This is a genomic window from Actinoplanes sichuanensis (assembly GCF_033097365.1).
Taxonomy (GTDB): domain Bacteria; phylum Actinomycetota; class Actinomycetes; order Mycobacteriales; family Micromonosporaceae; genus Actinoplanes; species Actinoplanes sichuanensis.
Genome location: NZ_AP028461.1, coordinates 10445706 through 10471195, shown reverse-complemented (window position 1 = coordinate 10471195; position 25490 = coordinate 10445706). Strand labels below are relative to the sequence as shown.

Below are 25490 nucleotides of genomic sequence, written 5' to 3'. Positions count from 1 at the left end.
CTAACTCTGCCCCGTCGGACTCGTACCGAACTGTGTTACTCCTGGACGTTTTCTGTGAACCCTTTATCCGGATTTATGGTGGGCAAAGAGACGCGGAATGTCGCGCCCTGGCCCGCCTCGGAGATCACCTGGACGGAACCTTCGTGCGCCCGCACGATGGCCGCCACGATCGCCAACCCCAGACCGGTACCGGTGGCCTCCCGCTCGGTGTTCCGGGTCCGCGCCTCGTCCGCCCGGTAGAACCGCTCGAAGACCCGCTGGGTCTGCGCTTCGCTCAGGCCGGGGCCGCTGTCCGACACCTCGACCACCCCGACGTCACCCTCACCGGCGTACAGCCGCAGGGTCACCGACGCGTCCGGCGGGGTGTGCACCAGGGCGTTCGTCATCAGGTTGCCGATCACCTGACGCAGGCGGGCATCGTCCCCGTACGCCACCAGGCGCTCCGCGGAGTCGCGGACCTCCAGCTCGATCGTCCGGTCCGGGGCGGTGGCCTGGGCCGCCTCCACCGCGTCCATCGCGAGTACCGGCAGCTCCACCGGAGCCAGGGTGAGCGGACGTTCCCGGTCGAGGCGGGCCAGCAGCAGCAGATCCTCGACGAGCAGCCCCATCCGGGCCGCCTCGTCCTCGATCCGTCGCACCAGCGAGGCCACCTGCTCCGGGTCGGAGACCGCGCCCTGCCGGTACAACTCGGCGAAACCGCGGATGGTGGTGAGTGGGGTACGCAGCTCATGCGAGGCGTCCGCGACGAACTGCCGCATCTTCCCCTCGGACTGGAGTGCCCGCGACTCGGAGGCCAGCGCCCGCGCCTCGGACTGCTGCGCCGCGTCGGCCGCGAACCGGGCCGCCTGCTCGGAGTCGGCCCGGGCCTGGAAGGCGGCCTCGATCTGGGCGAGCATCGCGTTCAGCGCCTCGGAGAGCCGGCCCAACTCGGTGGTCGGATGGCCGCCGGACTCCTCCGGGTCGGGCACCCGCCGGGTCAGGTCACCGGCCGCGATGGCCGCCGCCGTCCGCTCCACCTGGCGCAGCGGGATCAGGCTCTGCCGGACCAGCGCGGCACCGACCGTGGCCAGGGTGATCAGGACACCGACCCCGACCAGCACGTCCACCAGGACGAGCCGGGCGATCACGTCGTCGACGCCCTTCAGCCGCTGACCGACGTGCATGACGGTGTCGTCGGGCAGGCGGAACACCAGCATCCGCCACATGTACTTGTTGTTCCGGCTGGGCGCGGTGTACGCCGTCCGCTCCTTCTTGGAGACCTCGCTGGCGCCCTTGATCAGATCCGGAAGGTCGTCCTTGGACAGACTGGCGGCCGGGAACGCGAACCCGCCGCCCTCGACCGCGGTGAACGCGACGAAGTAGTCGGCCGGCGTGAAGACGTAGTCGTAATGGATCTTGTCCAGATTGGCCTCGGCGTTCCGGGCCATGTCCCAGAGCTGGGTGTCGACCCGGGCGACCATGTACTGGCTCAGGAAATACGTACTGGCCGCGCTGATCAGCGTCAGGGCGGCGAACACCAGCACCAGGACGGACGCGACCAGCTTGGTCTGCAGCGAGATCCGGCGCAGCCCCGCATTGCGCGGCATCCGCTCGCGGACCCGCTCGGTCAGTGTCACCGCCGGGCCTAGACGGCTGGCTTGCGGAGCACGTAGCCCACGCCACGCAGAGTGTGGATCAGCCGCGGCTGCACGTTGTCGACCTTGCGGCGAAGATACGAGATGTAGGACTCGACGATGTTGTCGTCACCGCGGAAGTCGTACTTCCACACGTGGTCCAGGATCTGCGCCTTGGAGAGCACCCGGTTGGCGTTGAGCATCAGGTAACGCAGCAGCTTGAACTCGGTCGGCGAGAGCTGCACGCGGGAGCCCGCCCGGTAGACCTCGTGGGTCTCCTCGTCCAGCTCCAGGTCGGCGAAGACCAGCCGGGAGGGCTGCTCGTCACCGGCGTTGGTCCGGCGCAGCACCGCCCGGATCCGGGCGGTGAGCTCCTCCAGGCTGAACGGTTTGGTCACGTAGTCGTCGCCACCCAGGGTCAGGCCGCGGATCTTGTCGTCGGTGCCGTCGCGGGCGGTGAGGAAGACCACCGGCGTGCGCTGCCCGCCCTCCCGCATCAACCGGATCACCTCGAAGCCGTCCAGGTCGGGCAGCATGACGTCGAGAACGACCAGGTCAGGGGTGGAATTGCGAGCGGCGCTGACGGCCGCGCTGCCGCTCATCGCGGTGGTCACCTCGAACCCGGCGAAACGCAGGCTTGCGGAGAGGAGCTCGAGAATGTTCGCATCGTCTTCGACGACGAGCAGCTTCGCTTCGCTCTGCTTGGGCTGGGTCTGGGTGGCCATGGCGCCATTCTTCTCCGGCCCGCTGCGCCTTGCCTGCACACTCGCTGAAAATTTTCTGTGAGACATCCCGGCATGGTCAGGCCGCCAGGTGATAGCCCCTCCCGGCCAGGCTGGACTGAGCCGCCCGGGCCAGCGCCCGCCGGTCCGCGCCCGGGTCCGGCCGCAACGCCGGGGCCGCCGCCAGGGTCACCGTGAGGCCCCGGGTCCGGGCGATCCGCAGAATCGACTCACCGAGCGTGTCCTCGCCGACGAACGCCGCCTCGGTCGAGTCGTAGCCGACCGAGATCGGCACCACCGGGGCACCGGCGTCGATCGCCGCCTGGAAGAGGGCCGACCGGAAACGCCCGCTCTCGGTGCCGCAGTACGTCGTACCCTCCGGAAAGACGACGACCGAACGCCCGGCGCGCAGCGCGCCGGCCACCTCGGCCACCGTCTGCGGCAGCGCCCTCGGCCGCGTGCGGTCGATGAAGATCGTGCCGGCCCGCTCCGCGGTGCCGCCGATCGCCGGCCAGGCCTGGACGTCGTGTTTGGCCACCATCCGCATCGGCCGGACCGCGGTCAGCGCGACCACGTCCAGCCAGGAGACGTGATTGGCGACGAGCAGGCTGCCCGGGCGCGGCTCGGCGCCGCGCCAGACCAGACGAACTCCGAGGACCGCGAGGATCCCCCGGGACAGCGTCCGCAGCGCGGCGCTGCTCACCATCACCACCAGGACACCACCGAGGAGTACGGCGGCGAGCGCCACCACCCGCACCACGACGCCCACCGGGCCCCGTCGGCCGGTGGCCTCGTCACGGCAGCGGTCACCGCACCCCGAGGCGGGCTGCCACAGGGTGCCGGCGGTCGGGACGGACGCGGTCATCGGGACGCGCCGAGGAAGTGCCGGCGGTACCGAGGGTCCAGCCGGTCCATCGAGAAGAGCACGTAGAAGTCGGCGCACCCGAAGTCCGCGTCGTAGGCCGGCTCGCCGCACACCCAACTGCCGAGCCGCAGGTAGCCGCGGAGCAGCGCGGGCGGGAGCGCCTTGGGGTCGGCCTCGACGCCCTCCGGCGGCGTCCACGGGTTGCGCGGCCGGACCCGCAGCGCGGGCGGGGAGAGATGCTTGGCGTTGACCCGGGCCCGGACACCGGCGGCCAGCCGGCCACCGTCGCCGAGCGGCACCGAGGCGCAGCCGCCGAGCCAGCGCAGGTTGTTGAGGTGCAGGTAACGGGCGATGCCGGCCCACATCAGGTTGACCACCGCGCCGGACCGATGGTCCGGGTGCACGCAGGAGCGGCCGATCTCGACCAGGTGATCGCGCAGCGGGCGCAGCGCGCTCAGGTCGAACTCGGAGTCCGCGTAGCGGCGGCCGGCCAGTTCCGCCGCGCGCGGCGGCAGCATCCGGTAGGTGCCGACCACCTCGCCGGTCGCGTCGTCGCGCACGATCAGGTGGTCGCAGTAGGCGTCGAACTCGTCCGCGTCGATACCTTCGGCGGTGGAGGTGAGCCGGGCTCCGAGCTCCCCGGCGAAGACGTCGTGGCGCAGGCGCTGCGCGGCCTCGACCAGACCGGGTTCGTCGGCGAGGAGGAGCGTGTAGCCGCTGGTCCCGGTGGGTGCGGCGGCCGTCATGAGAACTGCCATGTGATCTGTGTAAGGCTGATGTCTGCCGATGGCGTGTCGCTGTAGGTGGCGATGTGTGACCGGTTGATGAACGACGTGTGCGAAGGTCGGGCAATGCTCATCCCCGCTCGCTTCAACGGCCCGCCCGGCTCCGGAAACGGGGGCTGGTGCTCGGGTGTCTTCGCCGCCGCGTCGGGTGCCCGGATCGGCGGGCCGCCGGTTCAGGTGACCCTCCGGGTGCCACCTCCGCTCGACACCGGGCTGGAGCTGGTGAACGGCTCGGTCCGGGCCGGTGACACCCTGGTCGCCGAGGTGACCGAGGCCGCGGACACGGGCGTGCCGGTGCCGCCGGTCCCGCTCGCCGAGGCGGCCGCCGCGTCGAAGGGCTATCCCGGCTTCGTCACCCACCCGTTCCCCGGCTGCTTCGTCTGCGGCCCGGACCGCGCGCCCGGCGACGGTCTGCGGATCTTCCCCGGCCCGCTGCCCGGCGACCGGACCGCGGCGCCGTGGACCGTGCCGGACGACGTGGCGGCGGAGACCCTGTGGGCGGCGCTGGACTGCCCCGGCGGCTGGACCGCGATCGGCTCGTCCGGCCGTCCCTTCGTGCTCGGCCGGATCACCGCGACGGTCGCCGCGCTGCCCGCCCCGGGCGACGAGTGCGTGGTGGTCGGCGCGCTGTCCGGAATGAGCGGGCGCAAGGCCGTCGTGGACTCCTCGGTGTACGGGCCGGACGGCCGTCACCTGGCACAGGCTCGGGCCACCTGGCTCTCGCTCGTCCAGTAAGTTGATCGTTTCGAGCGGACGGGGGAGGGAGCCGTGACGATGAGCCGGCCCAGCTACGCGGAGATCAGCGTCGACCGCCTCACCAAGCACTACACCACGGTGCGGGCGGTCGACGATCTCTCCTTCACGGTGCACGGCGGCCGGGTCACGGGATTCCTGGGCCCGAACGGAGCGGGCAAGACCACCGCGCTGCGGATGATCCTGGGCCTGGTGACGCCCACCTCGGGCACCGCCACCATCGGTGGGGTGCGGTATGTGGACATGCCCGACCCGATCCGGCAGGTCGGCGCGGTCCTGGAGGCGTCCAGCGCACACCGCGGCCGCAGCGCCCGCAACCACCTGCGGATCATCTGCCGTGCGGCCGGGCTGCCCGATCAGCGCGCCGACGAGGTGCTCGCGATGGTCGGCCTGCACACCGTCGGGACCCGCAAGTTCAAGGGCTACTCGCTCGGCATGAAGCAGCGGCTCGGGATCGCCGCGGCGATGCTCGGCGACCCGCGGGTGCTGATCCTGGACGAGCCCACCAACGGTCTCGACCCGGAGGGCATCCGGTGGATGCGTGACCTGCTCAAGGCGCTCGCCGCCGAGGGCCGCACGGTGCTCGTCTCCAGTCATCTGCTGGGCGAGATGCAGCAGCTCGCCGATGACGTGGTGATCATCGCGGCCGGCCGGCTGATCCGGCAGGGCCCGGTCGCCGAGGTGCTCGGCGCGACCGCCGGGACGGCCCGGGTGCGGGTCCGCACGCCGCAGGCGGAGCAGTTCGCCGCCACCCTGCGCGACGAGCGGCTGGAGGTGGTGGTGTCGGCGGACGGCCTGCTCCAGGTCTCCGGCGCGGACGCGGCCCGGGTCGGGCACCTCGCCTTCACCGCCGGGATCGAGCTGCACGAGCTGACCGGGGAGAGCGCCGACCTGGAACGGGCCTTCCTCGACCTGACTGCTGGAAAGGCGGGGCACGATGAACCTGATCAGTGCCGAGCTGCTGAAACTCCGTACCACCTCGCTGTGGTGGATCTTCGCGATCACGCTGGTGCCGTTGTACGGGCTGGCGATCGGCTACAACTGGCTCACCGCCAATGTGTTCCTCGAGATGGACGTGCCGGACGAGGGCCCGTTCGGGTTCGTCAGCCTGCAGTCGATCGTCAGCAACCTCTACACCAGCGGGCAGTTCGCCGGGGTGCTGCTGGTGCTGCTGCTCAGCGCGATCCTGGTGACCAACGAGTTCTTCCACCTCACCGCCACCGCCACCTTCCTCACCACCCCGCGCCGGGAGCTGGTGATCCTGGCCAAGATGGCGGTCTCGGTGCTGATCGCGGTGACCGTCTGGCTGTTCACCACCGTGCTCAGCCTGGTCCTCGCGCCCCTGGCACTCAGCTCGATGGGTAAGGAGACGTATCTCGGTGAGACGTTCGTCTGGCAGGCGATCTCGCTGAACCTGCTGGTCCACGTGCTCTGGGCGCTGGTCGGCATCGGCTGTGGTGTGCTGATCCGCAGCCAGATCGGCACGACCATCACGCTGGCCGTGCTCTACGTGGTCGGCACCCAGATCTTCACCGCGGTCTTCGCCGTGCTGGCCTCGCAGGTCGACGAGGTCTTCTCGAAGCTGCGGGTGCTGGTCCCGACGCTCGCCTCGGACCTGCTGGTCTCCGGCCCGCAGGGTCCGGACGACCTGCCCCGCTGGGTGGGTGCCGTGGTGCTGCTGACCTATGCCGCGGTGGCCGGGGTGCTGGGCACGCTCATCACCAGGCGGCGGGACATCGCCTGAGGCTCAGAGTATGGGCAGGCTCCGGGCCTGATTGGCCACAGAGCGGACGTCCGCACCGACAGCGCCTGCGCACGGCGTAGCCTGGACACCGAATCCTACCCGTCCCGCGTGACGGAGCAGTCACGTGATGACAAAAACGGTGAAAGAGGCGAACGCGGCAGTGTCGACGCAGCAGACTTCGCAGGACAATCCACTCGCGGACTTCGGTCCCAACGAGTGGATCGTCGATGAGATGTACCAGCGATACCTGGCCGATCCGACCAGTGTCGACCCTGCCTGGCACGATTTCTTCGCCGACTACAAGCCGGCGACGTCCCAGGGCTCGATCGCGACCCCGGACGAGGCCACCGCGGCCAACGCGACCGCGACGGCGGCCAAGGCCGGCACCGACGCCCCGGCCGCCGCCACGGTCGCCCCGGCCAAATCGGTGACCCCGCCCGCCGCGAAACCGGCCGCTCCGGCCGCCAAGCCCGCGGCCAAGCCGACCGCCGCCGCCGAGGCTCCGACCGGCGCCAAGACCGTCACCCTGCGCGGCGTGGCCGGCAAGATCGTGCAGAACATGGAGGCCTCCCTCCAGGTTCCCACCGCCACGTCGGTGCGCGCGGTCCCGGCCAAGCTGATGGTCGACAACCGCATCGTCATCAACAACCACCTCTCCCGGGGCCGGGGCGGCAAGGTCAGCTTCACCCACCTGATCGGCTGGGCGCTGGTCCGCGCGGTCGTCGCCCACCCGGAGATGAACAACACCTACGCCGAGATCGACGGCAAGCCCACCCTGGTGCAGCCGGAGCACATCAACCTCGGCATCGCGATCGACCTGGTCAAGAAGGACGGCTCGCGCACCCTGGTGGTGCCCTCGGTGAAAAACTGCGAGACGCTCGACTTCCGCGGGTTCTGGCAGGCCTACGAGGACATCGTCCGGCGGGCTCGGCGCAACGAGCTCACCATGGAGGACTACGCCGGGACGACGATCTCTCTGACCAACCCCGGCGGCATCGGCACCGTCCACTCCATCCCGCGGTTGATGAACGGGCAGAGCGCGATCATCGGTGTCGGCGCCATGGAGTACCCGGCGCCCTACGCCGGGATGAGCGACGAGACCCTCACCGAGCACGGCGTGAGCAAGGTCACGACGCTGACGAGCACCTACGACCACCGGGTCATCCAGGGCGCGCAGTCCGGCGAGTTCCTCAAGGTGATGCAGGAGCTGCTGCTCGGCAACCACGGCTTCTACGACGAGATCTTCACCTCGCTGCGGATTCCGTACGAGCCGGTCCGCTGGGTGCGCGACGTGGCCCGGACCTCCGAGGGGCAGATCAGCAAGGCGGCCCGCGTCGTCGAGCTGATCCACGCGTACCGGGTCCGCGGTCACCTGATGGCCGACACCGACCCGCTCGAGTTCACCATCCGCAAGCACCCCGACCTGGACGTGCTGCAGCACGGGCTGACCCTGTGGGACCTGGACCGCAGCTTCCCGGTCGGCGGTTTCGCCGGCAAGGAGAAGATGCGGCTGCGCGACGTGTTGGGCGTCCTGCGCGACAGCTACTGCCGCCGGATCGGCATCGAGTACATGCACATCCAGGACCCAGAGGAGCGCCGCTGGGTCCAGGAGCGCATCGAGGTCAAGTACACCAAGCCGGACGCCGACGAGCAGAAGCACATCCTGCACCGGCTGAACGCGGGTGAGGCGTTCGAGACGTTCCTGCAGACCAAGTTCGTCGGTCAGAAGCGGTTCTCGCTGGAGGGTGGCGAGTCGCTGATCCCGCTGCTCGACGCGGTGCTCCAGTCCTCGGCCGAGGCGGGGCTGGACGAGATGGTGATCGGCATGGCCCACCGTGGCCGGCTGAACGTGCTCACCAACATCGTCGGCAAGCCGTACGAGAAGATCTTCAACGAGTTCGAGGGTCAGATGGACCCGAAGACCGCGCACGGCTCCGGTGACGTCAAGTACCACCTGGGCCAGACCGGGAAGTACACGACGCCGGACGGCCAGTTCTCGACGACCGTCAGCGTGGTGGCCAACCCGTCCCACCTGGAGGCCGTCGACCCGGTCCTGGAGGGCATCGTCCGCGCCAAGCAGGACCGTCTCGACCTGGGCCTGCACGGCTACACGGTGCTGCCGGTGCTGGTGCACGGCGACGCCGCGTTCGCCGGTCAGGGTGTGGTCGCCGAGACGCTGAACCTGTCGCAGCTGCGCGGGTACCGTACCGGCGGCACGGTCCACGTGATCGTGAACAACCAGGTCGGCTTCACCACCGCCCCGGAGTACAGCCGTTCCTCGATGTACTCGACCGACGTGGCCCGGATGGTCGAGGCGCCGATCTTCCACGTGAACGGTGACGACCCCGAGGCCGTGGTCCGGGTCGCGAAGCTGGCCTTCGAGTACCGGCAGGCGTTCAACAAGGACGTCGTGATCGACATGATCTGCTACCGCCGCCGTGGTCACAACGAGGGCGACGACCCGTCGATGACCAACCCGCGGATGTACCAGATCATCGACACCAAGCGCAGCGTGCGGAAGCTCTACACCGAGGAGCTGATCGGCCGCGGTGACATCACCGTGCAGGAGGCCGAGGAGCAGCTGCGTGACTACCAGGGCCGGCTCGAGGAGGTCTTCAAGGCCACCCGCGACGCCGCCGGCAGCCCGCCCCGGCCGCACATCATCGCCGAGGAGCCGGAGCCCCAGGTGGATTCGGCGATCGACCCCAGCGTGGTCCGCGCGATCGGCCAGGCGCACGTCGAGCTGCCCGAGGGCTTCACCCCGCACAAGCGGGTCCAGCAGCTGCTTGACCGGCGGGCCAAGATGTCCACCGACGGCGGCATCGACTGGGGCTTCGGTGAGCTGATCGCCTTCGGCTCGCTGCTCAACCAGGGTGTCACGGTCCGGCTGGCCGGCCAGGACTCGCGGCGTGGCACGTTCACCTCGAGGCACGCGGCCATCGTGGACTCGAAGACCGGCAAGGACTTCCTGCCGCTCAGCTCTCTGGCCACCGGCAGCGCCCGGTTCTTCGTGCACGACTCACTGCTCAGCGAGTACGCGGCGATGGGTTTCGAGTACGGCTACTCGGTGGAGAACCCGGACGCGCTGGTCCTCTGGGAGGCCCAGTTCGGTGACTTCGTCAACGGCGCCCAGTCGATCGTGGACGAGTTCCTCTCCTCCGGCGAGGTGAAGTGGGGCCAGCAGTCGTCGCTGGTGCTGCTGCTCCCGCACGGCATGGAGGGCCAGGGCCCGGACCACTCGTCCGGCCGTCCGGAGCGGTTCCTGCAGCTCTGCGCACAGGACAACATGCGGGTGGCGAACCCGACCACTCCGGCGAACTACTTCCACCTGCTGCGCCGTCAGGCCCTGTCGACCAAGCGCAAGCCACTGGTGGTCATGTCGCCGAAGTCGCTGCTGCGGCACAAGCTGGCGACCTCCGCGGTGAACGACTTCACCGAGGGCACGTTCCAGCCGGTGCTGGGCGATGCCGGCGTCAACGGCCAGCCGCTCGACGGCGACTCGGTGAAGCGGGTGCTGCTCTGCTCGGGCAAGGTCTACTACGACCTGTTCCAGGCGCGGGCCGACCGGGGCATCACCGACACGGCGATCATCCGGATGGAGCAGATCTACCCGCAGCCCGTCGAGCACCTGAAGGCGGAGCTCGCGAAGTACCCGAACGCCGAGGACTTCGCGTGGGTCCAGGAGGAGCCGGCCAACCAGGGTGCCTGGTCGTTCGTGGCGCTCAACCTGCTGGAGCACCTGGAGGGTGTCCGGCTGCGCCGGATCTCCCGCCCGGCCGCGGCCGCCCCGGCGGTCGGCTCGGCCAAGATGCACGACGCCGAGCAGGCCGCGCTGATCGAGGCCGCGCTGCCGCGCCCGTGACGCGCTGATGCGAAGAGGGCCGCTCCGGGTTTCCCAGGGCGGCCCTCTTACCATCCAGGGCATGTACTTCACCGATCGTGGTATCGAGGAACTGGTCCAGCGGCGCGGCGAGGAGACCGTGACCCTGGAGTGGCTCGGTGAGCAGCTGCGCACCTTCGTCGACATGAACCCGGAGTTCGAGACTCCGATCGAACGGCTCGCCACCTGGCTGGCCCGCGACGACGAGGACGACGAATGATCCGGTGACCCGGCTCGTCCGGTGACCCGGGTCATCCGCGGATCGGGACTTTCGGCCCGGCCGCCCCGGTTCCCGGCCGGTAGGTTGAAGGCGTGGCACGCAGTGTGTACGTCGCGGGTTTGGGTCCGTCCGTCGGCAAGGGGACAGTCGCACTCGGCATCGTCGAGGTGCTGTCCCGTCAGGTGGCGAAGGTTGCCGTCTTCCGGCCGCTGGTCGCCGGGGCCGGGCCCGATCCGCTGATCACCGTCCTGCGCGAGCGCTATCCCGGGCCGGTCGGCGTCGAGGAGTCGTCCGGTGTCACCGTGGCCGAGGCGTCCGCTCTGGTCGCCGACGGCCGGCGGGAGGAGCTGGTCGGCCGGATCGTCGAGCGCTACCGCGAGGTCGAGCGGCGCAGCAGCGCGGTCGTGGTGATCGGCAGCGACTTCAGCGACAAGCCCGAGGAGGGCCGCGAGGAGCTGCCCCGGGAGCTGGCCTTCAATGCCCGGCTGGCGACCGAGTTCGGCAGTGTGGTGATCCCGGTGGTCAGTGGCGAGGGGCGGTCGGCGGAGTCGCTGGCGGCGGCCACCCGCAGCGCGTACCACTCGCTGGTGGATCTCGGCGCGACGGTCGCCGCCGTGATCGCGAACCGGGTGCCGCAAGGGATCGCGATGTCCCGGCCCGAAGGGCTGCCGGTGCCGTTCTGGGCCATGCCGGAGGTGGCGGCGATCGCCGCGCCGACGGTGGGTGAGGTGGCCGCCGCGTTGGACGCGACGGTGCTGGCCGGCTCGCCCGGTGCGCTGGAGCGGGACGTGCTCGATTACGTCGTGGGCGCCGGGCAGGTGCCGACCGTGCTGGGCGCGTTGACCGACGGGGCGCTGCTGATCACCGCGGGCGACCGAGCCGATCTGCTGGTGGCCGCGAGCGCCGCCCACGCGGCCGGGAGTGTCACGCTGGCCGGGCTGGTGCTGACTCTCGGCGAGCCGGCCGACGAACGCGCGGTCCGGGTGATCGAGCGGCTCAACACCGGTCTGGCGATGCTCGTCACCCGGACCGACAGCTATCACACGATCGCCGCGGCGGACCGGATCACGGCGCAGCTCAGCACCCCGCGCAAGATCGAGGCGGCGCTCGGCGTCTTCGAGGAGAGCGTCGACACGGCCGAGCTGTCCCGGCTGCTCGACGTGGCCCGGTCCAGCCGGGTGACGCCGCTGATGTTCGAGAACGATCTGATCGACAAGGCCCGCACCGACCGCCGGCACCTGGTGCTGCCGGAGGGCACCGAGGAGCGGATCCTGCGGGCCACCGAAACGCTGCTGCGGCGTGGTGTGGCCGAGCTGACCCTGCTCGGCGACCCGTCCGAGATCAACCGTCGGGCCCGTGAGATCGGCGTGGAGATCGGCGGGGCGCACCTGGTCGACCCGGCTTCCAGCGAGTTGCGGGAGCGGTTCGCCGAGCGCTATGCGGAGATCCGCAAGCATCGTGGGGTGACGCTCGATCTGGCGTACGACGTGGTCCGCGACGTCAACTACTTCGGCACCCTGATGGTCGCCGCGGGGCTGGCCGACGGCATGGTCTCCGGTGCCACCCACACCACCGCGGCCACCATCCGCCCGGCCTTCGAGATCATCAAGACGGTGCCCGGCCTGACCGTGGCGTCCAGCGTGTTCTTCATGCTGCTGGCCGACCGGGTGCTGGTCTACGGCGACTGCGCGGTCAACCCCGACCCGGACGCCGAGCAGCTCGCCGACATCGCGCTCTCCTCAGCCCAGACCGCGGCCGCGTTCGGCATCGAGCCGCGGGTCGCCATGCTGTCCTACTCGACGGGCAGTTCCGGGGCGGGCGCCGATGTGGACAAGGTGGCCGCGGCCACCGCACTGGTCCGCGAGCGACGGCCGGATCTGCCGGTCGAGGGCCCGATCCAGTACGACGCGGCGGTCGACCCAGCCGTCGCCGCAGCGAAACTGCCCGGCAGCGCGGTCGCCGGGAAGGCCACGGTCTTCGTCTTCCCCGACCTGAACACCGGCAACAACACCTACAAGGCCGTCCAGCGGTCGGCGAACGCGGTGGCGGTCGGGCCGGTGATGCAGGGCCTGCGAGCGCCGGTCAACGACCTGTCCCGGGGCGCGACCGTGAAGGACATCGTGAACACGGTCGCCATCACGGCGATCCAGGCGGGAGCGAGATGAGCAGGGTACTCGTGCTGAACAGCGGCTCGTCGTCGCTGCGCTACCGGCTCTTCGACGGCTCGGAGGTGCTGGCCAAGGGTCTGATCCAGCGGATCGGCGAGGCCGGCGGCGACGCGGCCGACCACGGGGCGGCGCTACAGCGCCTGATGGACGAGCTGGACCTGTCCGGGCTGGCCGCGGTCGGGCACCGGGTGGTGCACGGCGGCGACCGGTTCACCGCGTCGACGGTGGTGGACGACGAGGTGCTGGCCACCATCGAGGAGCTGATCCCGCTCGCCCCGCTGCACAATCCGGCCGCTCTGACCGGGCTGCGGGTGGCCCGACGGCTGCTGCCCGAGGTTCCGCAGGTGGCCGTCTTCGACACCGCGTTCCACTCGACGATCCCGCCGGAGGGTGCGCTCTGGGCGATCGACCGGGCGGTGGCCGGCAAATGGGGGCTGCGGCGCTACGGGTTCCACGGGACCTCGCACGCGTACGTGTCCCGCGAGACCGCCCGGGTGCTGGGCCGGCCGGTCGACGAGACGAACGTGATCACGCTGCATCTGGGCAACGGCGCGAGTGCGACAGCGGTACACGGCGGCCGCAGCGTGGCCACCTCGATGGGGATGACACCGTTGCCGGGGCTGGTGATGGGCACCCGGTCCGGTGACATCGACCCGAGCCTGATCTTCCACCTGCACCGGGTGGCCGGGATGCCTATCGACGAGATCGAGGACCTGCTGACCAGGCGCTCCGGGCTGCTGGGGCTGGCCGGTGACAACGATCTGCGGTCGGTGCAGGAGCGTTACGAGGCGGGCGATCCGGACGCGACAATGGCCTTCGACGTCTACTGCCGGCGGATCCGCGAGTACACCGGCTCCTACCTGGCCGTGCTGGGCCGGGTGGACGCGATCACTTTCACCGGCGGGGTCGGCGAGAACTCGCGACCGGTCCGGGCGAACACGCTCGCCGGTCTGGAGCCGCTCGGGATCGCCGTCGACCCGGACCGCAACGAGCGCAACGCCACGATCATCTCGCCGGACGGGTCACCGATCGCGGTGTGCGTGGTGCCGACCGAGGAGGAGCTGGAGATCGCCTCGGAGGCGCGGAAGGCGATCGGGTCAGCGGACTAGCAGCACCACGACGAGCGCGATCACCACGACCGCCACGAGGCCGCCGATCACATACGGGATCTTGGAGGGCGTCTCCGCCTCCGGTCCCGTGCGGGTGAACGCCCGGAACGCCTCGGTGTTGCCACTGGGGTCGACCTGGTTATCTGACATGGGCACGACCCTAGCCAACCGGTTGCGGATGCGCTAAGCGCAGCACCTGTTCGGCGGACCCCGTGTGATGTCGGCAACGCCCCTCTACCAGGGATTTCTGATCTTCGGGCGGCACAATGGCCCGGGTGTTACGCCGTTCGTTCCTGACCCTGTTCGCCGCCGCCGGGCTGAGCGCGTGCTCCAGCTCGCCCTCGCCGGCCTCACCCGCGTCATCGGCTCCGGCCTCGGAGTTCGTGTTCGACCGCGGCGGTGACCGGCCCCTGCCGACGAAAGTCTGGCTGCCCGCCGGAGACGGTCCGCACCCGCTGATCTATTTCAGCCACGGGCTGACCTCTCAACCCGACGACTACGCCGAGCTGCTGGCCGCCTGGGCGGCGGCGGGTTTCCTGGTGGCCGGACCGAGATATCCACATACCTGGTACGAGGCACCCGACTACGACGCGGACGACGTGGTCAACCAGCCCGCCGACGCGCAATATGTGATCACCGAGCTGCTCAGGTCACTCGGCGGCCGGGTCGACTCGCAGCGGATCGCCGCGGCCGGGCACTCGGCCGGCGCCATCACCACGGTCGGCCTGTTCAGCGGCACCCGGGACGACCGGCTCAAAGCGGGGCTGATGATCGCCGGGCGCCAGATGCCCCAGCCGGCCCCGTTCACCGGCCCGGCCGCGCCGGTGCTGTTCGTTCAAGGCGGCAAGGACGACACGGTCACCTACGAGGAGGCGTTCGGGGCGTACAACGAGGTGCCCTGGCCCAAGGGTTTCCTGGAGATTCCGAAGGCCGGGCACCTGCCGCACCGCGACGAGCCGGCGCTGGTGGCCGCGACCACCACCGACTTCTGGCGCTGGACCCTGAACGGTGATCAGGCCGCCCGGCAACGACTCCCGCAGGACGGCCTGACCAGCACTTTCTAGGGCTCGATCACGATCTTGCCGAAGATGTCGCCGCCGGCCAGTCGGGCGAACGCCTGATCGGCCTCGGCCAGCCGGTATGTCGAGTCGATCACCGGGCGCGCCTTGCCGGACGCCACCAGTTCCAGCAGACCGGCCAGTTCGTCCGGGGTGCCCATGCTGCTGCCCAGGATCTCCAGCTGCATGGCGAACACCCGACGCAGGTCGATCTCGGCCCGATGACCGGCCGTCGCGCCGCACACCACGATCCGGGCGCCGGGGGCCGAGCACTTCATCGAATGGTCGAAGGTGGCCGCACCGACCGACTCGATCACCAGGTCGACCCGCTCCGGCAGCCGTGCGCCGGGTTCCACCGCGGTCGCGCCGAGCTCGGCGATCCGCTCCCGCTTACCCGGGTCGCGGCTGGTCGCGTACACCCTCTTGCCCAGACCTACGGCGAGCGCGACCGCCGCGGTGGCGACGCCGCCGCCGGCGCCCTGGACCAGCACCGCTCCGGCTTCGGCGACCCGGCCGCGGGTGACCAGCATGTGATAGGCCGTGAGCCATGCGGTCGGCAGACAGGCCGCCTCGGCGAAGGACACCCCGGCCGGCTTGGGGATCAGGTTCTCCCGGGGCGCGGCCAGACGCTCGGCAAGGGTGCCCGGGTGCCGCTCGGAGAAGAGCGAGAAGCCCCGCGGATCGGCCTTGTCCTCGACCACCGGGTAGACGACCACCTCGTTGCCGTCCGGGTCGACGCCCGCCGCGTCGCAGCCGAGGATCATCGGCAGCCGGTCGGCGGGCAGGCCGACGCCCCGCAGGGACCAGATGTCGTGGTGATTGAGGGAGGCGGCCCGCACGTCGACGGGCACCCATCCGTCCGGGACGGCGAGCGGCAGCTCGCCCAGGGCCAGGCCGCTGAGCGGCTCCTCCGGATTCAGGGCGGAAGCATAGGCAGCGCGCATCTCCCGACCTTAGCGACCGTTAACGCGGCACGCCGCCCGCACCGGTTCCGGCGAGGGCGGCGTGACACGTGTCGATCGGTCAGGCGCGCTGCGCCTCAACCGCCGCCTGCGCGGCCGGCGACGCGGCCGGCGCGGTGACCGGTGCCTGGGTGGGTGCGACCGGTCGGCGCGCCACCCCGTCCTCGATGGCCGCGGCGGCGACCGCGGCCGCGACCGCCGGAGCGACCCGCGGGTCCAGCGGCGACGGCACGATCGCATCGGCCCGGAGCTCGTCGGCGACGATCGCGGCGATCGCGTCGGCCGCCGCCACCTTCATCCGGTCGGTGATCGTGGTGGCCCGGACGTCGAGCGCTCCACGAAAGATCCCCGGGAACGCCAGGACGTTGTTGATCTGGTTGGGGAAGTCGCTGCGCCCGGTCGCGACGATCGCCGCGTACTTGTGCGCGATCGTCGGGTGGACCTCCGGCGTCGGGTTGGCCAGCGCGAAGATGATCGCGCCGGGCGCCATGCCGGCCAGGGCCTCTTCCGGGACGTTGCCGCCGGAGACGCCGACGAGCACGTCGGCGCCGATCAGCGCCTCGGTGATCCCCCCGGTACGTCCGGAGACGTTCGTGGCGGCCGCGATCTCCGCCTTCATCCCGCTGAGGTCGCCGCGCTCGGCGTGGATGATGCCGCGCGAATCGACGACGATCATGTTGGCGCCCTCGACACCGGCCGCGATCAGGGTGTTCGTGATCGCGACCCCGGCCGCCCCGGCACCGCTGATGACCACGCGCAGGTCACCGAAGGTGCGACCGAGCAGTCGGGCGGCGTTGCGCAGAGCGGCCAGCGTGACGACCGCGGTGCCGTGCTGGTCGTCGTGGAAGACCGGGATGTCGAGCTCGGCGTCCAGCCGGCGCTCGATCTCGAAGCAGCGCGGCGCGCTGATGTCCTCGAGGTTGATGCCACCGAACGACGGGGCCATCGCCTTGACCGTCGCGATGATCCCCTCGACGTCCTGGGTGTCCAGCACGATCGGGATCGAGTCGACCCCGCCGAACTGCTTGAACAGGACCGACTTGCCCTCCATGACCGGCATGGCGGCCTTCGGGCCGATGTTGCCGAGCCCCAGGACGGCGGATCCGTCGGTGACCACGGCGACCGTGTTCGACGTCCAGGTGTAGTCGGGGTAGAGCCCCTCGTCCTCGGCGATCGCCTCACAGACCCGGGCGACCCCCGGGGTGTACGCCAGCGACAGGTCGTCGCGGCTGGCCAGCGGGACGGTCGCGCTCATCGTCATCTTGCCCCGGCGGTGCAGGTCGAAGACGGGATCGGCGGCCAGGGCGGGATCGAGTTCGAAACTGAAGAAAGACACGGTGAAACTCCACACTGCATCGACATTGATACGTGGCACCTGCTGAAATCCCGGTCGCGAGTATGCGCCGGAACCGCGGTGCGATGCGGGGATCACCCGGTACAACCACCTCCAGCGCGGGTGTGCGCTGGGGATCAGAGGACACTAACGTAACCGGAACGGTCTCGGGTAGTAGCGAAATATCACACGCCCGATGACATCGGCGACGCCGTGAGCACGTGAATCGTCCTCGACGAACTCATTGTCGCCCAGTAGCCACCATCCGCCGTCCCTCTCGGCCACCGCCCGTTTGACGACCAGCAGGCCCGGCCGCGTCCGGAACTCGGCCACGACGACGTCACCGGGGCGCACCCGGCCACCGCGCCGGACGATCAGGGCGTCACCGGCACGCAGGGTGGGGACCATGGAAGGCCCCCGGACGAGTACGGCGAACAGTGGTAATTGCCACCGCACGGCATCAAGCCTCCGTCGCGTTACCGCAAGGGCGTAAGGGGTAGTGTCAACCTCGGATCATCGCAAACTCTATGGAGGAGTCCTGATGCGACTTCCGCGTTTCCTCACCCCGAGCACCGTGGTCAGCGCCCACTGCGACCTGCCGTGCGGTGTGTACGACCCGGCCCAGGCCCGGATCGAGGCCGAGTCCGTCAAGGCGATCGCCGAGAAGTACCAGGCGAACACCGACCCCGAGTTCCGCACTCGGGCCATCCTCATCAAGGAGCAGCGGGCCGAGCTGGTCAAGCACCACCTGTGGGTGCTGTGGACCGACTACTTCAAGGCCCCGCACTTCGAGAAGTACCCGCACCTGCACCAGCTCTTCAACGAGGCCACCAAGCTCGCCGGTGCGGCCGGCGCCAAGGGCCAGGTCGACCCGGCGGTCGCCGACCAGCTGCTCGGCAAGATCGAGGAGATCTCCAAGATCTTCTGGGAGACGAAGCAGGCCTGAGCACTCCTTACCGAGTGCCTGCCGCCGACGGCGCGACCGGGCGGATCATCCGGTCGCGCCGTTCAGCCGCTACAGTCTCTCCATCGGGAGGAGGGCTCGGGTGACCCAGTTGACGGAGATGGACCCGGACGTCGGAGACGACGTCGTACTGCTGACGGTGCCCGCCGACGGCGGCTATCTGGGCGTCCTCCGGACGGCCACCGCGGGCCTGGCCGCCCGCCTGCACTTCGCCCTCGACGAGATCGAGGACCTGCGCATCGCCGTCGACGAGGCCTGCGCCATGCTGCTGGCCATCGCCACCCGTAACGCGGAGCTCGAGTGTCGTTTCGCGGTGACCGACGACGCCCTCACCGTCGAGGTGACCGTGGCCACCGTCCGCGGGGCGCGCCTGCCTTCGGAGTCGTCCTTCGCCTGGAAGGTTCTGACGGCCCTGACCACGTCGGCCGCCGCCGAGGCGAACGGTCGCCACGCCACGATCCGCCTGCTGACCCGCCGCACCGAGTTCTGACCCGGCCGGCGGCGTTCTGACCGCGACCGGCGGTCGATGATTCCGGTCAGCGGACCGCGGACGCGATGTAGTCCAGGTGTGCCGAGGCCGAGCGCGTGGCCCCTTCGGCGTCCCCGGCGGCGATGAAATCGACCAGATCCCGATGATCACTGTCGATCTGGGTCCAATACCCCTCGGGCAGCGACCCGATCACCTCTTCCCCATAGGTCGCCTGGTAGAGGGGCCGCCCGACAAGCTCGAACAACGGATTCCCGGTGGCTTTGGCGATAGCCCGATGGAATGACGAATGCGCGGCGAGCATGGTGTCGAAATCGTCGATATCAGGATCGAACAGGGCACTACGCAATTCCCCGAGATGCACCTCCTCCCGGCGGACGGCGGCCAACCCCGCAGCCGGCACCTCGAGTGCCCGCCGCAGCTCCAGAAGATCGACGAGCCCGACCGCGGCCGAGTGGCTGAGCAGGGCGAACCCGGTGGACAGCCCATCCGCGAGCTGTTCCGCATCGGGATGCGCGACGAAACTGCCACCCGTGACTCCACGGGTGGTCACGATGAGGTGCTGGCTGGCGAGCAGGCGTAGCGCCTCCCGGACCGTGCTTCGGCTGACGCCGATCTTCACGCACAGTTCGGGTTCGGGTGGGAGTCGCTCGCCCGGTTGCAGACGGCCGGACGTGATCTCCGCCCGCAACTCGTCCGCCAGCTGCTGATAGGCGGGTGGGCGCACCGTTGAGCCGGTCACCCGTCCAGGTTAGGCCCTGATCCGCTTCCGGAGACCCGCTAATCGACGCCCAACGCTCGACTGCTGGGTGGAACGAGGATCAACCCGGCGGTCACGGTGGCGAAAACGAGCAGCCCGACGCCCGCCCAGACGGTGCCGTACTGCACCAGGAACCCGCCGGTCGCGAGCAGGAACAGCTGCACGACGACGGCCGGCCCGCGAGCGCGGACGGAACGGCGCCCGAGGGCGCGCGCGATCAGGAAGAGCGAGGCCGCGGCCAGAGCGGCCATCACGGTGAGCGACGCGGCTACCGCGATGACGACCTCATCGCGGGTCAGATCAAGGACGATGAGGTACGCGGTGAGCGCGCTCAACCCGATGCCTTGCAGGTAGAGGAGCCGAACCCCCCATTCGAGGGTAACGGCGCGGGTGGTCGCGGGTTTCTCACCTGTCACTGCTGCACCATACCGACAGTGTTCCGGCGCTCCGCCGGGTACAGTCCCGCGCATGCGCGCACTGTTGGTGGTGAACCCCCGGGCGACGACCACCACGGAGCGGAGCCGCGACGTGCTGGTGCGTGCGCTGAGCAGTGCCGTGAAACTTTCGGTGGCCTATACGGAGCGGCGCGGTCACGCTACGACGCTGGCCCGGGACGCGGCCGAGAGCGGTGTCGACGTGGTGGTGACACTGGGTGGCGACGGCACCGTCAACGAGGCGGTCAACGGTCTGTTGACCACGTCGGCCGCGCTCGCCGACCGACCGGGCCCGATCGCGGACCGTCTTCCGGCGTTGGCCGTGGTCCCGGGCGGATCGACGAACGTGTTCGCCCGCGCGCTCGGCATGCCCGGCGACTGGGCGGACGGGACGAGCGTGATCCTGGACGGGTTACGCGACGGCCGGCACCGGGTGATCGGACTGGGCCGGGCCGACGACCGCTATTTCACGTTCACCGCCGGCATCGGCTGGGACGCCGCGACGATCCGCCGCGTCGAACAGGCTCGGCGCCGGGGTCGCACGTCGACGCCGGGGCTGTACCTGCGGTCGACGGTGAGCCAATTCTTCCTCGGGATGGATCGAGCCGATCCCCCGCTGACCCTGGAACGGCCCGGTGAGACTCCGGCCACGGAGTTGAGCACGGTCATCGTGCAGAACACCGCGCCCTGGACGTACCTCGGTGACCGTCCTGTCCATTTAAATCCGGACGCCTCGTTCGAACTCGGGCTCGATGTGGCGGCTCTGCGACGTCTGACGATCCCGGGCAGTGCGCGCACGGTGACACAACTCGCGTGGCGGGCGGGTGATCCGCGAGGTAAACAGGTGTTACGTCTGCATGACATCACCGAGTTCACCGTGATGGCGTCCCGGCCCCAGGCATTCCAGCTGGACGGTGACTACCTAGGGGAGCGGCAGAAGGTGCACTTCGTGTCCGTTCCATCTGCGCTACGTGTGATCTGCTGACTTCGGGGTACGTGTTCCGGACACGTGCTCACGATCCGTTACAGAAACACCGGCAAAAGGTCTGCGAAACGGCCGAGACCGTACTACATTGATGGGAGCGTTCGTCAACCGGCTCTAGCAGCAGCGGCGGAACCGGACATATGGGTGCGTGAGCCAGCTCACCCACCGGGAGAAACTTCCGGCGCTACCCTTGACATCGCGTGAGTTCGTGAAAGCATTCACAAGCGATAAGAAGTAACCGGTTGCCACATGTGCGCGTTCCTAATCAAGAAGCGCAGAACGGTACCGACAACAAAAGCTTGCTGACGCACCGGTGAGCGTACGGGCACAAGCCGTCGCCAACCACTGCGCTCGCATATAGGTAAACAGCACTGTTTTCATTACCCCATCCGAAACAAGGAGTTTGCCGCCATGGACTGGCGTCACGATGCGATCTGCCGCGACGAGGACCCCGAGCTGTTCTTCCCGATCGGGACGAGTGGACCGGCGCTCCTGCAGGTCGAGCAGGCCAAGGCCGTGTGCCGGCGGTGCCCGGTGACCGAGGAATGCCTCTCGTGGGCACTCGAGTCTGGACAGGACGCCGGCGTATGGGGCGGGATGAGCGAAGATGAGCGGCGCGCGGTCAAGCGTCGTGGCGGCCTTCGGGTCGGAGCTCCCACCGCCTGAAATCAATCCCCCACACAGCATTCGCGCCCCGGGCCTTCGGCACCGGGGCGTCTTGCTGTTTCGGAGTCCTCACAGCGCGTGCCACTCCATTGTGCGGTAATTCGATCACGGTACGTTTCCGTGGCCGCGCTTAATGATCTCGAAATGCCGCGGCTGACGCTTTGAGTCGCGACTCCCACACACTCCGCATAGGACGATCACGTAAGCCCGCGATTCAGCGCCGGATCATTGCATAGCGCAGAGTGATCGTTACCCAGAGCAACGAAGTCAAGCGAATATTGCCAGCCATCTCTCAGAAACATCTCCGGCCGGTCCCCCGGGCTGTCCCAGCCCCGCCGAAACAGCTCTGGAAGCCGGCCGACGAACCCAGCCGGCCCTCCGAACTGTCCACACGCGAGCAGGACAGCCCCGCAGAACCATCCGGGGTTCGGGCCGTTCTCAGGGCCGGGCGGCGGGATCAGGCGGCGGTGGCGAGCGAGCCGGACAGGGCCGGGCGGCGGGATCAGGCGGCGCTGGCGAGCGAGCCGGACAGGGCCGAGTCGACGCGGGCGGCTACCAGCCGTACCAGATCGGGGGTGTCGCCCAACGGATCGGCGACGGCGACCGCCCCGGCCTCCCGGGCGGCCCGCACCGAGGCGTCATAGAGAAGCCCCGGCGCCAGGAAGTAGGCGGCCATCCCGACCCGCCGCGCACCGGCGTCCTGAAGCCGCCGCACAGCCTCGTCGGCACGCGCACCCGGCCCCGAGGCATAGGAGACCGCCGACGGCAGCCTCAGACGGCGTCCCAGGGCCACTGCGGCGTCCGCGACGGTCTGCCGGGCCCGGTCGTCCCGGGTTCCGGCGGCGGCGAGCACCACAGCGTCGAGATCGGTGGACGGCAGCCGCCGGGCGACGGCGGAGAGCAGAAGCGGCGACGCGGGCCCGAGGACGTCGGTGGCGGTCACCCGGACCGGCAGCGACGAGGCGTCCCGGATCACCGCGGGCAGGTCGACCCGCCCGTGGTAGGCGGCGGTCAGCAGCAGCGGCACCAGAACCGCGCGGGAACCGCCGGGCAGCGCGGCCAGCACGTCCAGCGGACGCGGCCCGGCGTGGTCCAGGTACGACGCCCGGACCAGCCACTCCGGCCGGGCCCGGGCCACCGCCCGGGCCAGCGACGAGGTCGACGCGGCGGCCCGGGGATCACGGCTGCCGTGTGCGACCAGGACGACGGTCAGACGTGCAGACCGCATTCGGTCTTCTCGAACATCGCCCAGCGCCCGGCCCGCGGGTCCTCGCCGGCCTTGGTGCGACGGGTGCACGGCCAGCAGCCGATCGACCCGTAGCCCTTCTTGAACAGCTCGTTGACCGGCACGTTCCAGCGGCTGATGTAGGCGTCCACGTCGTCCTGGGTCCAGGCGGCGATCGGGTTCACCTTCACCTTGCCCTTCTTCGCGTCGAACGCGACGACGGGCGTGTTGGCGCGGGTCGGCGACTCGTCGCGGCGCAGCCCGGTGGCCCAGGAGTCGTATTCGGCGAGGGCGCGCTCCAGCGGCTCGACCTTGCGCAGGAAGCAGCACTCGTCGGGGCTGCGGGCGAAGAGGCGCGGGCCGTACTCGCCGTCCTGCTGGCCGACGGTGAGGCGCGGGCGGATCGAGCGCACGTTCACGTTCATGGTGCGTACCACCGTGTCCCGGACCTTGAGGGTTTCCGGGAAGTGCAGGCCGGTGTCGAGGAAGACCACGTCCACGCCGGGCGCGACCCGGGAGAAGAGGTGGGCCACGACGGCGTCGGCCATCGAACTGGTGACGCAGAACCGCTCGCCGAAGGTGTCGGTCGCCCATTTGGCGATCTCCTCGGCGGGCGCGCCCTCGAGAGCCTCGGCGGCCGCGAGAGCGAGCGCCTTCAGCTCCTCAGGTTTACGACGTTCGGGATCAGCGCTGACGACGGGCCCGCCCAGATTGACCAGGCCCAGACCGGAGGCGTTGAGGAGGCTGCTCATTTGCTGCTCACTCCCTTGGACAGAAGGCCGATGAACTTGACGGAGAAGACACGGACACACGAACGGCACTCCCACGCGCCGTGTGCGGCCTCGTTGGGGCGGAGGTCCTCGTCACCGCAGTAGGGGCAGTACAGGGGCGGCTGCCGGTTCTCGCTCATTTCAGGAGCTCCTCGTCGGCCCGCAACACCCAGTTGGCGAACGTCTCGCTGTCGTCGCGGCCGTCCAGATAGTGCTGGGCGACGCGTTCCACGTACTCCGGAAGCTCTTCGGCCGTGGTCTTCAGACCGCGGACCTTGCGCCCGAAACCGGCGGTCTCGCCCTTGGCCATGCCGAGGGCACCGCCGAGGTGAATCTGGAAGCCCTCGACCTGCTCGCCGTGCGAGTTGAGGACCAGCTGGCCCTTGAGGCCGATGTCGGCGACCTGGGTGCGGGCGCAGGCGTTGGGGCAGCCGTTGATGTGGATCGACAGGTCGCTGTCGAAGCCCTTGAGCCGCTCCTCGAGCCGGGCCACCAGCTCCTCGCCGCGCGCCTTGGTCTCGACGATCGCGAGCTTGCAGTACTCGATGCCGGTGCAGGCCATCGTGCCGCGGCGGAACGCCGACGGCCGGGCCTCCAGCCCGATGGCGCGGAGACCTTCGATGAGCGGTTCGACCTGGTCGTCGGCGACATCCAGGACCAGGAGCTTCTGGTACGCCGTGAGCCGCACCCGCCGCGACCCGTGCTTCTCGACGAGATCCGCGAGCCTGGTCAGCTGCTCGCCCGAGGACCGGCCGACGACCGGAGCCGCGCCGATGTAGTTGAGCCCGTCGTTCTGCCGGTGCACGCCGATGTGGTCGATCGGCTTCTCCGGCAGCGCGGGCGCCGGTCCGTCGATCAGCGCGCGGCCGAGGTATTCCTTCTCCAGGACCTCGCGGAACTTCTCCACGCCCCAGTCGGCGAGCAGGAACTTGAGGCGGGCCCGGTGGCGCAGGCGGCGGTAGCCGTAGTCCCGGAAGATCCCGACGACGCCCTCCCAGACGTCCGGGATCTCGGCCAGCGGCACCCACACGCCGAGCCGCTCGGCCAGACGCGGGTTGGTGGAGAGGCCGCCGCCGACCCACAGGTCGAAACCGGGGCCGTGGTCGGGGTGCTCGGCGCCGACGAAGGCGATGTCGTTGGCCTGGTACGGCCCGTCGGGCAGCCAGGAGATGACCGACTTGAACTTGCGCGGCAGGTTCGAGTAGCGCGGGTCGCCGACGTACCGCTTGACGATCTCGTCGATCGCCGGCGTCGCGTCGATCACCTCGTCGACGGCCACCCCGGCGACCGGGCTGCCCAGCACGATGCGCGGGCAGTCGCCGCACGCCTCGGTGGTCTGCAGGCCGACCGATTCGAGCCGACGCCAGATCTCCGGCATGTCCTCGACCCGGATCCAGTGCATCTGGATGTTCTGCCGGTCGGTGATGTCGGCGCTGTCCCGGGCGAACTCGGTGGCGATCCCGGCGATGACCCGGAGCTGGTCGAGGCTGAGCGCGCCGCCGTCGATGCGGACCCGCAGCATGAAGTACTCGTCTTCGAGCTCCTCCGGCTCCAGCACCGCGGTGCGGCCGCCGTCGATCCCGGCCTTGCGCTGGGTGTAAAGGCCCCACCAGCGGAAACGACCACGCAGGTCGGCCGGGTCGATCGAGGAGAAACCACCGTGCGCGTAGATGTTCTCGATCCGCGCACGCACGTTGAGGGGGTTGTCGTCCTTCTTGCTGCGCTCGTTCGGGTTGAGCGGCTCGCGGTGTCCGAGCGCCCACTGACCCTCGCCGCGCGCCTTACGGGGGCGGGCGGCCGGCCTTGCAGCGGGAGTGTTGCTGGGCGCCATTTCGGCGATCCTCCGGGTTTTGTGGGCGTGCGGTGCCGCCCACGGCCCTGAGGGAGGCTCGTGACATCTGTGTCAGGAGTCGGGCCCGGCGGTCGCACACCCGAACGGGAAATCGGGCGTCGTCAGAAAGCCGGACACATCGCGCTGCGGACACGG

Annotated in this window: 25 protein-coding genes and 1 pseudogene; 12 read left to right on the top strand and 14 right to left on the bottom strand. The window is 69.9% G+C overall.

The features are described 5' to 3' along the window. Positions 1-35: 35 nt before the first annotated feature. The 4 genes from Q0Z83_RS48250 to Q0Z83_RS48235 form a co-directional block, all read right to left on the bottom strand. Complete coding sequence (locus Q0Z83_RS48250) at positions 36-1586, bottom strand: sensor histidine kinase (protein WP_317797327.1); 1551 nt, start codon at positions 1584-1586, stop codon at positions 36-38. 38 nt (positions 1587-1624) lie between these two features. After that, on the bottom strand, positions 1625-2338 hold the full coding sequence (locus tag Q0Z83_RS48245; protein WP_093619114.1) for a response regulator transcription factor: 714 nt from the start codon (positions 2336-2338) through the stop codon (positions 1625-1627). 76 nt (positions 2339-2414) lie between these two features. Continuing rightward, positions 2415-3200 (bottom strand): lysophospholipid acyltransferase family protein, encoded by a 786-nt coding sequence (locus tag Q0Z83_RS48240; protein ID WP_317790304.1) that lies wholly within the window; start codon positions 3198-3200, stop codon positions 2415-2417. Next, positions 3197-3958 (bottom strand): GNAT family N-acetyltransferase, encoded by a 762-nt coding sequence (locus Q0Z83_RS48235; protein ID WP_317790303.1) that lies wholly within the window; start codon positions 3956-3958, stop codon positions 3197-3199. Before Q0Z83_RS48235 ends, Q0Z83_RS48240 begins: the two co-directional genes overlap by 4 nt. Before the next feature lie 93 nt (positions 3959-4051). Between Q0Z83_RS48235 and Q0Z83_RS48230 the strand changes: the two genes are divergently transcribed. The 7 genes and pseudogenes from Q0Z83_RS48230 (at position 4052) to Q0Z83_RS48200 (ending at position 13859) form a co-directional block, all read left to right on the top strand. Continuing rightward, complete coding sequence (locus Q0Z83_RS48230; RefSeq protein WP_317790302.1) at positions 4052-4720, top strand: hypothetical protein; 669 nt, start codon at positions 4052-4054, stop codon at positions 4718-4720. 39 nt (positions 4721-4759) lie between these two features. Beyond that, positions 4760-5671: pseudogene (locus tag Q0Z83_RS48225) on the top strand (ABC transporter ATP-binding protein); the annotation flags it as partial. Positions 5672-5675: 4 nt separating this feature from the next. Further along, on the top strand, positions 5676-6482 hold the full coding sequence (locus Q0Z83_RS48220; protein WP_317790301.1) for an ABC transporter permease: 807 nt from the start codon (positions 5676-5678) through the stop codon (positions 6480-6482). A 160-nt stretch (positions 6483-6642) separates the two neighbouring features. Then, positions 6643-10344, top strand: coding sequence for a multifunctional oxoglutarate decarboxylase/oxoglutarate dehydrogenase thiamine pyrophosphate-binding subunit/dihydrolipoyllysine-residue succinyltransferase subunit (locus Q0Z83_RS48215; protein ID WP_317797326.1), 3702 nt, complete (start codon positions 6643-6645; stop codon positions 10342-10344). 61 nt (positions 10345-10405) lie between these two features. Next, entirely contained in the window at positions 10406-10582 is a 177-nt protein-coding gene (locus Q0Z83_RS48210; RefSeq protein WP_173476669.1) for a DUF6104 family protein, read from the top strand. A gap of 92 nt (positions 10583-10674) precedes the next feature. Next, positions 10675-12747, top strand: coding sequence for a phosphate acetyltransferase (gene pta, locus Q0Z83_RS48205; RefSeq protein ID WP_317790300.1), 2073 nt, complete (start codon positions 10675-10677; stop codon positions 12745-12747). Continuing rightward, positions 12744-13859 (top strand): acetate/propionate family kinase, encoded by a 1116-nt coding sequence (locus tag Q0Z83_RS48200; RefSeq protein WP_317790299.1) that lies wholly within the window; start codon positions 12744-12746, stop codon positions 13857-13859. The genes pta and Q0Z83_RS48200 overlap by 4 nt, the downstream gene beginning before the upstream one ends. Here the strand turns inward: Q0Z83_RS48200 and Q0Z83_RS48195 are convergent. Then, positions 13848-14009 carry a hypothetical protein gene (locus Q0Z83_RS48195; protein WP_317790298.1) on the bottom strand — a complete coding sequence of 54 codons (162 nt, stop codon included), beginning with the start codon at positions 14007-14009 and terminating at the stop codon, positions 13848-13850. The two genes, Q0Z83_RS48200 and Q0Z83_RS48195, sit on opposite strands and share 12 nt — an antisense overlap. Positions 14010-14134: 125 nt before the next feature. On the opposite strand from Q0Z83_RS48195, the gene Q0Z83_RS48190 reads away from it, so the two are divergent. After that, the gene (locus Q0Z83_RS48190) at positions 14135-14923 is read left to right on the top strand and encodes an alpha/beta hydrolase family protein (RefSeq protein ID WP_317790297.1); all 789 of its coding nucleotides are present in this window, start codon (positions 14135-14137) and stop codon (positions 14921-14923) included. Here the strand turns inward: Q0Z83_RS48190 and Q0Z83_RS48185 are convergent. The 3 genes from Q0Z83_RS48185 to Q0Z83_RS48175 form a co-directional block, all read right to left on the bottom strand. After that, positions 14920-15861, bottom strand: a complete 942-nt coding sequence (locus Q0Z83_RS48185) for a zinc-binding dehydrogenase (RefSeq protein ID WP_317790296.1) — start codon at positions 15859-15861, stop codon at positions 14920-14922. The two genes, Q0Z83_RS48190 and Q0Z83_RS48185, sit on opposite strands and share 4 nt — an antisense overlap. Before the next feature lie 79 nt (positions 15862-15940). Continuing rightward, positions 15941-17215 carry an NAD(P)-dependent malic enzyme gene (locus Q0Z83_RS48180; protein WP_378078744.1) on the bottom strand — a complete coding sequence of 425 codons (1275 nt, stop codon included), beginning with the start codon at positions 17213-17215 and terminating at the stop codon, positions 15941-15943. Positions 17216-17359: 144 nt separating this feature from the next. Continuing rightward, positions 17360-17668 (bottom strand): S26 family signal peptidase, encoded by a 309-nt coding sequence (locus tag Q0Z83_RS48175; protein ID WP_317790295.1) that lies wholly within the window; start codon positions 17666-17668, stop codon positions 17360-17362. Positions 17669-17753: 85 nt separating this feature from the next. Between Q0Z83_RS48175 and sodN the strand changes: the two genes are divergently transcribed. Together sodN and Q0Z83_RS48165 are read left to right on the top strand one after the other, a co-directional pair. Next, positions 17754-18158 (top strand): superoxide dismutase, Ni, encoded by a 405-nt coding sequence (gene sodN, locus Q0Z83_RS48170; protein WP_317790294.1) that lies wholly within the window; start codon positions 17754-17756, stop codon positions 18156-18158. A 118-nt stretch (positions 18159-18276) separates the two neighbouring features. Beyond that, positions 18277-18666, top strand: coding sequence for an ATP-binding protein (locus Q0Z83_RS48165; protein WP_317797324.1), 390 nt, complete (start codon positions 18277-18279; stop codon positions 18664-18666). Between the two features lie 46 nt (positions 18667-18712). Here the strand turns inward: Q0Z83_RS48165 and Q0Z83_RS48160 are convergent, their stop codons facing one another. Together Q0Z83_RS48160 and Q0Z83_RS48155 are read right to left on the bottom strand one after the other, a co-directional pair. Beyond that, positions 18713-19405: a FadR/GntR family transcriptional regulator gene (locus Q0Z83_RS48160; RefSeq protein WP_317790293.1), complete on the bottom strand. Its 693-nt coding sequence runs from the start codon at positions 19403-19405 to the stop codon at positions 18713-18715. A 38-nt stretch (positions 19406-19443) separates the two neighbouring features. Next, entirely contained in the window at positions 19444-19839 is a 396-nt protein-coding gene (locus Q0Z83_RS48155; RefSeq protein ID WP_317790292.1) for a hypothetical protein, read from the bottom strand. A gap of 52 nt (positions 19840-19891) precedes the next feature. Between Q0Z83_RS48155 and Q0Z83_RS48150 the strand changes: the two genes are divergently transcribed. Further along, positions 19892-20842: a diacylglycerol/lipid kinase family protein gene (locus Q0Z83_RS48150; protein ID WP_317790291.1), complete on the top strand. Its 951-nt coding sequence runs from the start codon at positions 19892-19894 to the stop codon at positions 20840-20842. Positions 20843-21253: 411 nt separating this feature from the next. Beyond that, the gene (locus Q0Z83_RS48145; protein WP_093619131.1) at positions 21254-21508 is read left to right on the top strand and encodes a WhiB family transcriptional regulator; all 255 of its coding nucleotides are present in this window, start codon (positions 21254-21256) and stop codon (positions 21506-21508) included. Between the two features lie 502 nt (positions 21509-22010). On the opposite strand, the gene Q0Z83_RS48140 is transcribed toward Q0Z83_RS48145, so the two are convergent. The 4 genes from Q0Z83_RS48140 to Q0Z83_RS48125 are packed head-to-tail and all read right to left on the bottom strand — an operon-like array spanning position 22011 to position 25334. Then, positions 22011-22736 carry a sirohydrochlorin chelatase gene (locus Q0Z83_RS48140; RefSeq protein WP_317790290.1) on the bottom strand — a complete coding sequence of 242 codons (726 nt, stop codon included), beginning with the start codon at positions 22734-22736 and terminating at the stop codon, positions 22011-22013. Then, positions 22718-23485 (bottom strand): phosphoadenylyl-sulfate reductase, encoded by a 768-nt coding sequence (locus Q0Z83_RS48135; protein ID WP_317790289.1) that lies wholly within the window; start codon positions 23483-23485, stop codon positions 22718-22720. Before Q0Z83_RS48135 ends, Q0Z83_RS48140 begins: the two co-directional genes overlap by 19 nt. Next, on the bottom strand, positions 23482-23643 hold the full coding sequence (locus Q0Z83_RS48130; RefSeq protein ID WP_317790288.1) for a hypothetical protein: 162 nt from the start codon (positions 23641-23643) through the stop codon (positions 23482-23484). Before Q0Z83_RS48130 ends, Q0Z83_RS48135 begins: the two co-directional genes overlap by 4 nt. Then, positions 23640-25334: a nitrite/sulfite reductase gene (locus tag Q0Z83_RS48125; RefSeq protein ID WP_317790287.1), complete on the bottom strand. Its 1695-nt coding sequence runs from the start codon at positions 25332-25334 to the stop codon at positions 23640-23642. The genes Q0Z83_RS48130 and Q0Z83_RS48125 overlap by 4 nt, the downstream gene beginning before the upstream one ends. Positions 25335-25490 lie beyond the last annotated feature (156 nt).